At 43.1% G+C, this 13,811-nt stretch carries 14 protein-coding genes; 8 read left to right on the plus strand and 6 right to left on the minus strand.

Annotated elements, in window-relative coordinates:
• Nucleotides 1-5: 5 nt before the first annotated feature.
• The 5 genes from AWH02_RS02645 to AWH02_RS02665 all read right to left on the minus strand — a co-directional run bounded on the left by AWH02_RS02645 (nt 6) and on the right by AWH02_RS02665 (nt 3,468).
• Nucleotides 6-710, minus strand: a complete 705-nt coding sequence (locus AWH02_RS02645) for a hypothetical protein (protein ID WP_045501799.1) — start codon at nt 708-710, stop codon at nt 6-8.
• 40 nt (nt 711-750) lie between these two features.
• Nucleotides 751-1,332 carry a GNAT family N-acetyltransferase gene (locus AWH02_RS02650; protein WP_045501796.1) on the minus strand — a complete coding sequence of 194 codons (582 nt, stop codon included), beginning with the start codon at nt 1,330-1,332 and terminating at the stop codon, nt 751-753.
• Between the two features lie 260 nt (nt 1,333-1,592).
• On the minus strand, nt 1,593-1,847 hold the full coding sequence (locus tag AWH02_RS02655; protein WP_045501790.1) for a DUF1912 family protein: 255 nt from the start codon (nt 1,845-1,847) through the stop codon (nt 1,593-1,595).
• Between the two features lie 26 nt (nt 1,848-1,873).
• The gene (locus tag AWH02_RS02660) at nt 1,874-3,235 is read right to left on the minus strand and encodes a DUF438 domain-containing protein (protein ID WP_060554080.1); all 1,362 of its coding nucleotides are present in this window, start codon (nt 3,233-3,235) and stop codon (nt 1,874-1,876) included.
• Between the two features lie 2 nt (nt 3,236-3,237).
• Nucleotides 3,238-3,468 (minus strand): DUF1858 domain-containing protein, encoded by a 231-nt coding sequence (locus AWH02_RS02665; protein ID WP_045501785.1) that lies wholly within the window; start codon nt 3,466-3,468, stop codon nt 3,238-3,240.
• A gap of 254 nt (nt 3,469-3,722) precedes the next feature.
• On the opposite strand from AWH02_RS02665, the gene AWH02_RS02670 reads away from it, so the two are divergent.
• From AWH02_RS02670 to AWH02_RS02685, 4 genes are all read left to right on the plus strand, one after another.
• Nucleotides 3,723-5,150, plus strand: coding sequence for a helix-turn-helix domain-containing protein (locus AWH02_RS02670; protein ID WP_060554081.1), 1,428 nt, complete (start codon nt 3,723-3,725; stop codon nt 5,148-5,150).
• Between the two features lie 157 nt (nt 5,151-5,307).
• The gene (glpK, locus tag AWH02_RS02675; protein ID WP_060554082.1) at nt 5,308-6,816 is read left to right on the plus strand and encodes a glycerol kinase GlpK; all 1,509 of its coding nucleotides are present in this window, start codon (nt 5,308-5,310) and stop codon (nt 6,814-6,816) included.
• Nucleotides 6,817-6,857: 41 nt separating this feature from the next.
• A complete protein-coding gene (gene glpO / locus AWH02_RS02680) occupies nt 6,858-8,684 on the plus strand; it encodes a type 1 glycerol-3-phosphate oxidase (RefSeq protein ID WP_060554083.1) in 1,827 nt (608 codons plus the stop codon).
• Nucleotides 8,685-8,751: 67 nt separating this feature from the next.
• The gene (locus AWH02_RS02685) at nt 8,752-9,456 is read left to right on the plus strand and encodes an MIP/aquaporin family protein (protein WP_060554084.1); all 705 of its coding nucleotides are present in this window, start codon (nt 8,752-8,754) and stop codon (nt 9,454-9,456) included.
• A 159-nt stretch (nt 9,457-9,615) separates the two neighbouring features.
• On the opposite strand, the gene rlmD is transcribed toward AWH02_RS02685, so the two are convergent.
• On the minus strand, nt 9,616-11,007 hold the full coding sequence (gene rlmD / locus AWH02_RS02690) for a 23S rRNA (uracil(1939)-C(5))-methyltransferase RlmD (protein ID WP_060554085.1): 1,392 nt from the start codon (nt 11,005-11,007) through the stop codon (nt 9,616-9,618).
• Nucleotides 11,008-11,062: 55 nt separating this feature from the next.
• Here rlmD and AWH02_RS02695 point away from each other — a divergent pair, with 55 nt between their 5' ends.
• From AWH02_RS02695 to AWH02_RS02710, 4 genes are all read left to right on the plus strand, one after another.
• Complete coding sequence (locus AWH02_RS02695; RefSeq protein WP_060554086.1) at nt 11,063-11,839, plus strand: aminoglycoside 3'-phosphotransferase; 777 nt, start codon at nt 11,063-11,065, stop codon at nt 11,837-11,839.
• A 26-nt stretch (nt 11,840-11,865) separates the two neighbouring features.
• Nucleotides 11,866-12,642 carry a recombination regulator RecX gene (gene recX, locus AWH02_RS02700; protein WP_060554087.1) on the plus strand — a complete coding sequence of 259 codons (777 nt, stop codon included), beginning with the start codon at nt 11,866-11,868 and terminating at the stop codon, nt 12,640-12,642.
• 89 nt (nt 12,643-12,731) lie between these two features.
• The gene (ntdP, locus tag AWH02_RS02705) at nt 12,732-13,265 is read left to right on the plus strand and encodes a nucleoside tri-diphosphate phosphatase (protein ID WP_012000105.1); all 534 of its coding nucleotides are present in this window, start codon (nt 12,732-12,734) and stop codon (nt 13,263-13,265) included.
• Nucleotides 13,266-13,380: 115 nt separating this feature from the next.
• Nucleotides 13,381-13,698 carry a DUF960 domain-containing protein gene (locus AWH02_RS02710; protein WP_008809152.1) on the plus strand — a complete coding sequence of 106 codons (318 nt, stop codon included), beginning with the start codon at nt 13,381-13,383 and terminating at the stop codon, nt 13,696-13,698.
• Nucleotides 13,699-13,811: the final 113 nt, after the last annotated feature.

Raw genomic sequence — 13,811 nt, forward strand, 5'->3', positions numbered from 1 at the left:
CCTTTCTAGTTTATATCGTTAATCAATTTTGGAGGATATGAGATAGAATTTTGATTTATTCCTTTAACTGCACAATTATCATACCCAAATCTAAATTTTTGTTCATATTCCCGACCAAGAGTATCACTGAATTTAATTTTAAAAATTAAGAAATACAACTGTTCTGCTTGTTGATTAATTTCACTCAAGCTAAACGAGATTGATTCATTAGGGATAGCAAAATTCTCACTAAAATAATCATAAAAAGAATGTGTAGCTTTTCCCAAAAATGGGGATTGCTTAAAATAAATAGGAATTTTATTTGAATCTTTGCAAAGCTCACAAGTCATTATATTGGTTGCTGTACCTCGACCAACATTAGTCAAATAGATTTCAACAATCAGCTTATTCTTAACACTAAAAATACGAGATTTAGTACGATTTAAGTGAAAATAAGGAATTAAATCAGACCGGTTCTGTAAGTTAAATTGCAACTCATCAGTAGATTGTTTATATATTGAAAATTCCTTTTGAAATTCCTGAAAATTACTTAATTTCTCTTGTGCCTCTTTATTAAAAGCATCTTGTAATTCTTGTCTCGCATCATCTTCTTTTTGCTTTTTACGATTTGAAAAAAATGTAAAAAATCCTGTAATTAATGAAATTACCAGTGCTATAAAAGCAACCTTATCAGAGTCATACAATTCAATAATAAGCTTCCAAATATCCATTTAACTTTCCTCCACAATCTTCCTAAACTGCTGATTAAAATCAGACACATACTTCTAAGTTCCATTGAGCTTCCCACTCACTCTTCAGCAATCCATATATCAGACTGTCACAGCGATTGCCTTGGGCATCTTTGCGGTCTCTTATGCGAGCTTCTAAGGTGAAGCCAAGTTTCTCTGCAACTCGTTGACTTTGAACATTATATCCAAAGCAAGTCATCTCAATCTTATGAAGACCCAGTTCTTTAAAAGCTAGGTCAATCAAAGCACACGCTGCTTCTGGAACATAACCTAAACCCCAATAGTCTGGATGTAAGATATAGCCAATCTCCAAGACATCATCCTCGTGACGACGAGGGAAATCAACAGAGCCGATGACCTTATCGGTTCCTTTAACGACAATTCCATAGCCCGCTGGGAGATTGTCCTTTTCATTACGCTCGGGCAGAATATGCTCTAGATAATAAATCTCATCTTCCAAGATCTTGACGGGCGGAAAGCCTGCTGGATAAGAGACTTCTGGCCGACCGGCATAGTCAAAGATATCCACTGCATCAGCCACGGTGCGGACTCGTAAGACTAGACGTTCTGTTTCTAATCGATCGGGTAATCGTTCTTGCTCCATCTTCCTCCCTCGCTTTCTATAAAAAATCGCCCCTGCCATCTACATGACAGGGACGAATATGCTAATCCGCGGTACCACCCAATTTCGGGCAAAGCCCGCAACTCTCGTCTTTATAATGAAAAGACAATATTATTTCATTTTTCATCCATCAGCAACCAGTTTTGACACATTTGTGGACTTCTCAGCACCGCCACTTTCTGTAAAATGCTTGACTCAAAACACCTCTGATGAACCTATTCTATCACCTTTCCAGCGAAAAATCAATAATTTCTCTCACCCAAAAGTCCGTCTGGCAGATCATGAAATCCTTTGCCCGCCTGATAGTTGGCGAATTTCCCTAAAAGGAACTTGTAGGCATCTAGACGACTTTCATAGCGAATGGCTGCTTCCTTAGCACGCTCATCCTGGTCCGCCTCGTAGACCGCCTGACTCTCCTTGAGAGCCATCTCGTTAATCATGACCTGGGTCTTGACCCAAGCTTCAAACTCCTGTAAAAATTCCTGTTCGTAACTCATTTCTCTCACTTTCTAACTGCAAATACCTAGTCCAAATCTCGGTAAAAATCACTGTCAATATCACGGAAGGGCTGAATATCCTGCACATACTCCAGCACCCCCTGAAATTCACCGGCCTCATCCCGCACTGCTGCATAGGTCACATGGACAAACTTGCCACGCGATTCCGACTTGAACCACATCTCAAACTTGTCCTGCTCTCCCTCACGCAGAGCCTTGAAAATCCGCCGCACCTTGTCCAAAAACTTGGGTGGGTGACAGAGCTCGACATTGCGCCCTATCTGGGAAGGCGTCCGCTTGAAAATCATCTCGTCCGCCGGTACGCTGTCATTATAATACTGAAAAATATCGTCCTTATTGACAAAGGTAATCTCCATAGGCAGATGGTCCAAAATCAGATTGGCCTCCTCCACCGACAGATAGCCATGACCAAAAGGCTGCTGGGAGTCACGATTAAAGGATTGCTCCTTCTTTTCCTTGGGCTTAAAGGAAATGGTGACCTGACCGTCCGGCGTATCAATAACCTGCTGAAACTTGCCCTCACTAGCCTGTTCTCTGCTGGCTGGCGCTTCGCTTCCTTCATCAGCAGCATCCCCAGCTTCCTCCTCCGAGAATGAGTGCCGCGCAGGAATCCATTTTTCTGTTGGCTTGATGATAGCATAGCCATAAGCATCGCTCTCCTCAGCAATCTTGAGCCAGTCATCCTGATGAAAGGACTCAAGGAGTATCATGAGAAGGATGGACTCTTCCTTGAAAATCATAGCTTCAAACTCAGCAGCAAAAGTCTCAAACTTTTCCTTGACTTCTTGAATCGAAGTATTAGGCAGCTGCTCTGCAGCAATCTTAGCCTCTTGAAAAAGTTCTCGAATCTGATCATCTACCCCCCACATGACCTTAGGTGGCGAATCGTGGCCGTAGCTCTCCATGATAGGAAACATAAGCTCTTCCTTGCGCTGATAGTGGATATCAAACTGCCCCACCAAACCCAGCTGGCGCTGGAGTCCCTTGCGGATTTCAGGAAGAAGGTCTTCATCTTCTGTGGTTTCATAGGTAGATAGGAGCCTGCGAACCCGCATGAGGGCAGCTCGAAGCGCTAGATTTTCTTGCTTGAAGATCTGAACAGGATGGCCTGGATGGTCGGTATCAGCCACCTCTACATTCTGAATGGCACCTTTAAAGAGGTTGGCATGGACATTGCAGAGGGACATGACATCTTCGAAGGTCACTCCCGTATCCGAGTTCATAAGCTCATGCTCCATCAGGCTGATTTCGATAGCGGACACACCCGCAAAATGCTCATTGAAAAGCTCCTGAACAGACTCCGCCGAAGCTCCGTTATGTAGATCCAACAAGATAGACTTGAGGACTTCAATGCGTTCAGTAGCCATTCCTAAATCCCCACCACTTCATAGCCGTTTAATTCCAGAGTTTGCTTGATTTTATTCAGGTCAATTCCGTTCATACCAGCGCCTTTTTTGATAGAAACCACGCGCCCGACTGTATTACGCATGACAGGATTGGCCAGAGGCGTAAAGCCTAATTCTACCAAGACATCCAAAACCTCGGGATGTTTCTCAATCACTTCTGCCACCGGGATAGACAAATCAATCACATTATCCATAGCTGCTCCTTCATCGTCATTTTTCTACAATTATACCATAAAAAAGCTATCAGACTCAAAGCAAAAAAAGCAGGATTGTCTGCTCCTCTTATACTTGTTCAAAAGAAATGGAATAGCGAATTAAGATAGACATAATGACAGACTTCTGCCTTCCATTATTGACCCAGGCAACGATAAGAAAAATTGAAGCACATTGTTTCTTCTTTTTCCTATTTTGTGTTAAGCTAAGACTAGTGAATTGAAAGGGTTTTCGTATGTATCTAGCAGACTTAATGGAAAAGAGTGAAGCGGGACAGTTTATTGTCCTATCTTATTTACAGCAACATTCTACATCCAGTTTGAAGGATGTCATGTCTGAAACAGGCTTCTCGAAAGCAACCTTGACCAAGTACATTAGCTTAATTAACGACAAGGCTATAGACCATCATGCAGCCTTATCCATCCAGCTTCTGGACGAAACACTCAGTCTATCCGTCGGACCTGATACCAAAGGTCGGGACATTCGCAGACTTTTCTTGGGCAATGCTATTAAATTTCAGATCTTGAACTATTTGCTCTACCATCAGCAGTTTTTAGCCCATCAGTTAGCCCAGGAGCTCATGATCAGTGAAGCAACACTCGGCCGCCATATATCTGGGCTAAATCAGATTTTATCAGAGTTTGATATTTCTATCCAAAATGGCCGCTTGAAAGGGCCGGAGCACCAGATCCGCTATTTTTATTTCTGCCTCTTTCGCAAGGTCTGGTCCAGCCAAGATTGGGAAAAAGAACTTCAAAAACCAGAAAGAAGGCAGGAAGTTGCCATCTTAGAAGAGCTCTGTGGAGCCCAGCTCTCTCAAGGGCAGCGATTGGACTTAGCCCTTTGGGCGCATATTACCCAACAGCGCCTAAGAGTCAATGCCTATCAATTCCAAAACATTGAACAGAAAATGCAGGGCTATTTTGAAAATATCTTCTATCAGCGTTTGCATCGCCGGACAAATGATTTCTTTGCCGGTCAGCACATCACCCTGAGTCTCGAAGATGGCGAAATGATGATTTTCTTTTCATTTCTGCTTTCCCATCGGATTCTGCCCCTGCACACCATGGAGTATATACTGGGCTTTGGCGGTGAAATTGCCAGTTTGATTACGCAACTGATTCAAGAGATGAAGTCTCAGGACTTGCTAGGTGACTACATTGAAGACCAAGTGACCTACGAACTAAGTCAGCTCTGCGCCCGCGTCTTTCTTTTCCGAGGCTATCTCTTGCAGGATAAATACAAGCATGATCTGAAATTACGCCATCCTTACTTATGGAGCGAAGACGATTATCGCCAAGTAGCAGACACTATTTTTAGCAAACTGCCTATTTTCCAGCAGGGAACATCTCTGGATAAAAAGGTGTTGTGGGAATGGCTCCAGCTGATGGAGTACATTGCTGAAAACGACGGTCAAGTCATCAAGATAGGCATGGACTTGATAGATAGCTTTATCGTTGTTTCTAGAATGACAGCCATTTTAAGGCGGTACTTAGAGTACAATCGCTTTATTACTATTGAATCCTACGACCTTACTAGAAATTATGACCTCATCATCACCAACAATCCTATTCATCAGGCCCAGCAGGCTCCCATCTATTATTTAAAAAATGACTTGGATTTGGAAGATTTGGCTCAAATCCGTCACATGATATTTCATTGAGAAACTTGGAGAAATCCAGGTTTCTTTGTGATTTTCGCACAATCTCCTCAGATTTTTTAAAAATTTAAAAAAAGTTGATGAAAAAGAAAGCGTTTTATTTTATATACTAGTTACTGTAGAGGAAACATCCTCAAGATTTTTACCAGGAGGACAGTTCATGTCACAAGAAAAATACATCATGGCCATCGACCAAGGAACTACTAGTTCCCGCGCCATCATCTTTAACAAAAAAGGAGAAAAAGTTAGCTCCAGTCAAAAAGAATTTACTCAGATTTTCCCTCAAGCTGGATGGGTTGAGCATAATGCCAACGAAATTTGGAACTCTGTTCAATCCGTTATCGCCGGTGCCTTCATCGAAAGCGGTGTAAAACCCAACCAAATCGAAGCCATCGGAATCACCAACCAGCGTGAAACAACTGTCGTCTGGGATAAGAATACTGGTCTTCCTATCTATAATGCTATCGTTTGGCAATCTCGTCAGACTGCTCCTCTGGCTGAACAACTGAAAAGCCAAGGCTATGTGGAAAAATTCCACGAAAAGACTGGTTTGATTATTGACGCTTACTTCTCTGCTACCAAGGTTCGCTGGATTTTGGACCATGTAGAGGGAGCACAAGAAAGAGCTGAAAAGGGCGAATTGCTCTTTGGTACCATCGATACCTGGCTGGTTTGGAAATTGACTGACGGCGCGGCTCATGTGACCGACTACTCAAATGCAGCCCGTACCATGCTCTATAACATCAAGGATCTCAAATGGGATGATGAGATTTTGGAAATCCTCAACATTCCAAAGGCTATGCTTCCAGAAGTTCGTTCTAACTCAGAAATCTATGGTAAGACTGCTCCATTCCATTTCTACGGAGGAGAAGTTCCAATCTCAGGTATGGCTGGGGACCAACAGGCAGCCCTCTTTGGGCAATTAGCTTTTGAGCCTGGTATGGTCAAGAATACTTACGGAACTGGTTCCTTCGTCATCATGAACACTGGTGAAGAGATGCAGCTGTCTGAAAATAATCTCTTAACAACTATTGGCTACGGTATCAATGGAAAAGTTTACTATGCTTTAGAAGGTTCTATCTTCATTGCCGGAAGTGCTATTCAGTGGCTTCGTGATGGACTTCGCATGGTTGAGAATTCACCAGAATCTGAAAAATATGCCCTCGACTCTCACAACAATGACGAAGTCTATGTCGTACCTGCCTTTACAGGTCTGGGCGCTCCCTACTGGGATCAAAATGCACGTGGATCTGTCTTTGGCTTGACCCGCGGAACCAGCAAGGAAGACTTTATCAAGGCTACTCTGCAGTCCATCGCTTACCAAGTACGCGACATTATCGATACCATGCAGGTGGACGCCAAGACTGCTATTCAAGGCCTCAAAGTCGACGGAGGTGCTGCTATGAACAACTTCCTCATGCAGTTCCAGGCTGACATTTTGGGAATCGATATTGCCCGTGCTAAAAACTTAGAAACAACTGCTCTCGGTGCAGCCTTCTTGGCAGGACTGTCCGTAGGCTACTGGAAAGACTTGGACGAACTCCGCACTCTCAATGAAACTGGAGAACTCTTTGAACCATCTATGAATGAATCCCGCAAGGAACAACTCTACAAGGGCTGGAAGAAGGCTGTGAAAGCAACGCAAGTCTTTGCGGAAATCGATGACTAATACTGAAAGAATAAAGCGACTTAGTTAGAAAGTGTGTAAATATGGAATTTTCAAAGAAAACACGTGAATTATCAATTAAAAAAATGCAGGAACGCACCCTGGACCTTTTGATTATTGGTGGGGGGATTACAGGTGCTGGGGTAGCCTTGCAAGCGGCAGCTAGTGGACTGGAGACCGGTCTGATTGAAATGCAGGACTTTGCTGAAGGGACTTCTAGCCGTTCTACCAAACTGGTCCACGGTGGCCTTCGTTACCTTAAGCAATTCGACGTAGAGGTGGTCTCAGATACAGTTTCTGAGCGTGCTGTGGTCCAGCAAATTGCCCCTCATATTCCAAAACCAGATCCTATGTTGCTTCCTGTTTATGAAGAAGAGGGCGCTACCTTCAGCCTCTTCCGTCTCAAAGTGGCTATGGACCTCTACGACCTCTTGGCCGGTGTCAACAACACTCCTGCTGCCAACAAGGTCTTGAGCAAGGAAGAAGTCTTAGAACGGGAACCTGAACTTAAGAAGGAAGGCTTAGTCGGTGGTGGTGTCTATCTTGACTTCCGCAACAACGACGCTCGCCTCGTGATTGAAAATATCAAACGAGCCAACCAAGACGGCGCCCTGATTGCCAACCATGTCAAGGCAGAAGGCTTCCTCTTTGATGAAGCTGGAAAGATTACAGGAGTTGTTGCGCGTGACCTCTTGACAGATGAAGTCTTTGAAATCAAGGCTCGTTTGGTTATCAACACAACTGGACCTTGGAGCGACAAGGTTCGCAATCTGTCAAATGATGGTGAGCAATATTCTCAAATGCGTCCAACCAAGGGAGTTCACTTGGTAGTTGACTCTAGCAAAATCAAAGTTTCTCAGCCAGTCTACTTTGACACAGGCTTGGGAGACGGCCGGATGGTCTTTGTCCTTCCACGTGAAAATAAAACCTACTTTGGTACGACAGACACTGACTACACTGGCGACCTAGAGCATCCAAAAGTGACTCAGGAAGATGTGGATTACCTCTTGGGCATTGTCAATAATCGCTTCCCAGAAGCAAAGATCTCAATTGACGACATCGAAAGTAGCTGGGCAGGTCTGCGTCCTCTGATCGCAGGAAACAGCGCGTCTGACTACAACGGCGGAAACAACGGTACCATTAGTGACGAAAGCTTCAATGCACTGATTGCGACCGTTGAAAGCTATTTGGCTAAAGAAAAATCCCGTGAGGATGTCGAGGCGGCTGTTACCAAACTCGAAAGCAGCACGTCTGAAAAACACTTGGATCCATCTGCCGTGTCCCGCGGTTCCAGCTTAGAACGTGATAACAATGGTCTCTTGACCCTTGCTGGCGGTAAAATCACAGACTATCGTAAGATGGCGGAAGGTGCTATGGAGCGTGTCGTTGACATCCTCAAAGCAGAATTCGACCGTAGCTTCAAGCTCATCAACTCTAAGACTTACCCTGTTTCAGGCGGAGAGCTCAATCCAGCAAATGTGGATTCCGAAATCGAAGCTTTTGCTCAACTTGGTGTCTCACGCGGCTTAGACAGCAAAGAAGCCTTCTATCTTGCAAACCTTTACGGATCAAATGCTCCTAAAGTCTATGCCCTCGCTCACAGCATTGAGCAAGCATCAGGTCTCAGCCTGGCAGATACCTTGTCACTGCACTATGCTATGCGTAACGAATTAGCACTCAGCCCTGTTGACTTCCTGCTTCGCCGGACAAATCATATGCTCTTTATGCGGGATAGCTTAGATGCTATTGTAGAGCCTGTTCTGGATGAAATGGGACGATTCTACGACTGGACAGAAGATGAAAAAGCAGCTTATCGAAATGATGTTCAAGCTGCCCTTGCAAATAACGATTTAGAAGAATTAAAAAAATAGAAAATACGAGAAGAGGCGGTAGACCAAGAACTGTCTACCACCCCTCCTTTTAAATGGAGTAACATAGATGATGAAAGAAATATTTGGCGAATTTTTAGGAACACTGCTCTTGCTCCTTTTGGGAAATGGTGTAGTTGCAGGTGTAGTTCTTCCCAAAACTAAGAGCCACAATTCAGGTTGGATTGTGATTACCATGGGATGGGGGATTGCCGTTGCCATCGCTGCTTTTGTATCCGGCAACCTTGGACCAGCCCATCTGAATCCTGCCCTAACTATCGGAGTAGCTCTGAAAGGTGATTTGCCTTGGGCATCTGTTCTTCCTTACATCCTCGCTCAGTTTGCAGGTGCTATGGTCGGACAATTCCTTGTCTTCCTACAGTTCAAACCTCACTATCTAGCTGAAGAAAATCCGGCTAATGTCCTGGGTACATTCAGCACAGGCCCAGCTATCAAAGATACCTTCTCTAACCTGATTAGCGAAATCCTTGGAACTTTTGTCCTTGTGCTGACTATCTTCGCTCTAGGACTTTATAAGCTGCAAGCAGGCATTGGCACTTTTGCAGTTGGAACACTAATTGTCGGAATTGGTCTCTCGCTTGGTGGAACAACTGGCTATGCCCTCAATCCAGCTCGTGACTTAGGACCTCGCATCATGCATAGTCTTCTTCCTATTCCTAAAAAAGGAGATGGAGATTGGAGCTATGCTTGGGTTCCAGTTGTCGGACCAATCATCGGTGCCGTCCTTGCAGTCCTAGTCTTTAGTTTATTCTAATATGCTTAATTTCCATTGGAGGACACTTGACGAGTGTTCTCTTTTTGTGACTAATTAATTAGGTGTGGACTAATCTTCCTATAAATCCATTGCAATTTTGACAAAAAAAGACTGAGCTCCGTATCACAGAAAAATAAGTCCTTTTTTAAAGCTATTTTGTCAACTTTTGTGAGTCCTTTCTGAACCCAAACGAGCGCTATCTCTCTTAGACAATTTCACCACTGCCTCGGTCCGAGCGGTATGCGGAAACATATCAACTGACTGGATGTAGTGGACATCGTAGACCTTACTGAGTTTGACCAAATCCCGAGCCAGAGTTGAGACATTGCAGGAAACGTAGACCATCTTCTCAGGTGCATAGCGAACAATCGTCTCCAGCAGCTTATCGTCCAGACCTGTTCGTGGTGGATCGACAATCAAGGCATCCGCCCGATAACCCTCAGCGTACCAGCGAGGAATAATCTCCTCTGCCGTTCCAGCCTCGTAGAGCGTATTGGTAAAGCCCATCCGTTTCGCATTACGCTTGGCGTCTTCAATAGCCTCAGGGATGATGTCCATGCCCCTCAGAGACTTGACTCTTTTAGCAAAGGCAAAGCCGATGGTCCCCACTCCGCAATAAGCATCAATCAAATGGTCTTCTTCCGTTACATCCAGCGCCATAACCGCCTCCCCGTAGAGCACCTCTGTCTGCTCAGGATTGAGCTGATAGAAAGCTCGAGGCGACAGGGAGAACTCATAGTCCAGCACTCCTTCTTGGATAGCTTTCTCGCCCCAGATAATCTCTGTCTTATCCCCGTAAATCTCACTGGACTTGCTCGTATGATAATTGACCGCCACTGTCTCCAACTCTGGAAATTCAGCCACTAGGTCTTGAACTACTAGAGAGAAGTCTAGCTTGCGTCCTGTCACAAAAATCATCTGCACCTGACCCGTCTTTCTGGATCTACGAATCATAACGGTACGTACTCCAGCAGTCTTCCTCTCATCATAGATGGGTAGCCTATACTTACCTAAAAGCCGAGCAACCTTATTTATGATCTGTTGCGTTACCTTGTCCTGAACCAGACAGTTTTTCAGCGAGACCAGATAGTGGGAATTCTGGGCATAGAGCCCTGCCTTGACCTCATCCTTATATTTCCGAGTCTGAAACTGAAGTTTTGCCCGATAATAGAGTGGCTCCTGCATACCGATGGTCGGACGAATCTCATAGTTCTCGTAGCCAGCTGGCGCAAACTTTTTCAAGGCCTGACGCAGCAAATCTTCCTTAAACTCCAACTGCTTGTCATAGTGGAGGTGCATGATTTGACAGCCCCCGCAGCTATCATAAATCTCACAAGGCGCTTCCACCCGAAATTTCGACCGCTTATTGATGGTCAAGAGCTTGGCCTCGATGAAATTACGCTGAACTCTAGTCACCTGACAGTAGACTTCCTCACCTTTCAAAGCCCCCGGCACAAAGACCAGCGTTTTCTTATAAAATCCAATTCCTTCCCCATTAATCCCCATTTTCTTAATTTTCAAAGGGATTCTTTGCTTCACTTTCACATTCATGCTTCTATTATACCACGCTACCTCACATTAGTTGAGAATATGTTACAATAAAAGTATGAAAACAGAAAAAATATCCCTTCTAGTAGATCATTTCCCTGAGAAAATACGAACTTATCTAGAGGGAGCCACTTTTTACGACAGCTCCTCACATTCTGCAGCCAGTGTTTTCTATGCCGATACGGGCTATTATTTGAAAATCGATCAAAAAGGCCAGTTAGCACAAGAGGCCACACTTGCCAAGTGGTTTGAAAAACAAGGGCTCGGTGTGTCTGTCATTCACTACCTAGCAGCAGATAAAGACTACCTGCTGACTAAAGAAGCCAAGGGCAAGGACGCCCTCGCCTTTCTCCAACAGCCAGAAGAACTTTGCCAAACGATGGCTGTCACACTCAAAAAACTTCACAGCCTCCAACCCCAGCATTTCCCAATCCAGCATCGCCTCCAACACTATAAAGAGCAAGCAGAGGAAAATTATCGGAAAGGCTGCTTTTATCAAAAAGCCTTGCTACCTCAATTTCATATCCAAAGCCGTGAGGAAGCCTACCAGCTTATTAAAGAACAGGGATACTCACTGACTGCGGATTCCTTTATTCACGGTGACGCCTGCTTGCCTAATTTCATCTTGAAAGACGCAACAACTTTCTCCTGCTTTATCGACGTTGGTTTCGCTGGTCTTAGCGATCGCCACATTGACCTTTATTGGGCCATCTGGTCTCTTACTTATAATTTATCTGACCCACAATACGCAGAGTTATTTCTTGACTACTATGGCCGGAAGGATGTTGATATAGACAAACTACGCTTGATAGCTGCCTTTGAAGCATTTAGCTAAAAGAACGGACTTCACCAAAATCCCCTATGAAAATTACAAAAATCGAAAAGAAAAAAAGACTCTACCTCTTGGAGTTGGACGACAGTGAAAAGCTCTATATCACAGAAGACACTATTGTCCATTTCATGCTGTCTAGAGGGATGGAAATCACGGATCAGGAGCTATCAGAAATTCAAGACTATGCGCAATTTTCTTACGGAAAAAATCTAGCTCTCTACCATCTCTCCTTTAAGCAAAGAACTACTAAGGAAGTTAAAGACTACTTAACGCAGCACGACATCCAACCGAAAACCATCAGCCAGGTCTTGGACAATCTAAAAAAAGATAATTGGATTAATGATAGAAAGTATGCTAATTCTTTTATCCAATCCAACCTTCTCACTGGTGACAAAGGCGCTTTTGTTCTCAAGCAAAAGCTCACGCAAAAAGGAATTTCTAGCACTATCATAGAAGAAGAATTGAGCCAGTTTGATTTTACTGAATTAACAGACAAGGTTGCCGAAAAGCTTCTCAAAAAATACCAGGGAAAACTGCCCAGCAAGGCCCTACAAGATAAAATTCTTCAATCCTTGATAAACAAAGGTTTTTCATATAGCCAAGCCCAAAAAGCCTATCAACATTTGGACATCGAAGAAGACCAAGAGAACCAAGAAGAGCTACTCTATAAAGAGTTAGACAAGCAATACCGCAAGTACTCAAAAAAGTACGACGGCTATGACTTAAAACAGCGTCTGACCCAAGCTCTAGCTCGCAAAGGCTATGATTTCTCCGACATCGCTAGCGCTCTGAGAGACTATTTCTAAAAATTTTAGGGAAAAACTTAGAATTATTCATGAAAATATGATACAATAGTTAGTGATAAACTTTAAAAATTGTAGAAAGTTGGTAAAAAATGAGACTTCCAAAAGAAGGCGACTTTATTACAATTCAAAGTTATAAGCATGATGGTAGCTTGCACCGTACATGGCGCGACACCATGGTACTAAAAACAACAGAAAATGCGATTATTGGGGTAAATGACCATACTCTTGTTACTGAGAGTGACGGACGACGCTGGGTCACTCGTGAACCAGCAATCGTGTATTTTCATAGGAAATATTGGTTTAATATCATTGCAATGATTCGAGAAAATGGCACATCTTATTACTGCAATCTAGCCAGCCCCTACTATCTCGATAGTGAAGCTTTAAAATACATTGACTACGACCTAGATGTAAAAGTCTTTGCTGACGGAGAAAAACGCCTGCTAGATGTAGAAGAATACGAACGCCATAAGAAAAAAATGAATTATTCAAATGACTTAGATTATATTCTAAAGGAAAATGTAAAAATTCTTGTTGATTGGATCAACCAAGAGCGTGGACCATTTTCGCAAGCTTATGTTAACATTTGGTACAAACGCTATATAGAACTAAAGAATCGCTAAAGTTGTCAAAAGAGCTCACGCTCTTTTTGTTTTCCAAAAATGAAAAGCAATTTCTTGCAATCTAAGCAATTTTTCAGTATCATAAAGAAAACAATTTACGAAAGGAGCAGTTAATATGGCATTTACCAACACTAAAGGACGATATGCTAGTTTTGGAATAGTTACTAGTTTACCAGATGAAGTCATTGATACATTTTGGTACATTATTGATAACTTCCTCAAAGATACATTTCCACTAGAAAATCTCATCCAATTCGAACTTCTTAATAATAATGGAAAACTAACTTATCGATTTTCTGAAGCTCATCTTGATACACTGATCTCCTTCGATTTCACATATAAATTCAATCCATTCTATCCTCGAACTATCTACATTACAGATAATAATGGAAAAGAAACGATTATGTTAGCAGATGAATACTCAATCATGTAATAAACAAATCTATTATGAAAAAAGTCAATTGAAGAAACTTCAATTGACTTTTTTTAAAAATAAAAAACTAAACCATAAGTTTAGCCCAAATTAAATACAATCGGGAAGACAGG

Source organism: Streptococcus gordonii (assembly GCF_001553855.1).
Taxonomy (GTDB): Bacteria; Bacillota; Bacilli; order Lactobacillales; family Streptococcaceae; genus Streptococcus; species Streptococcus gordonii.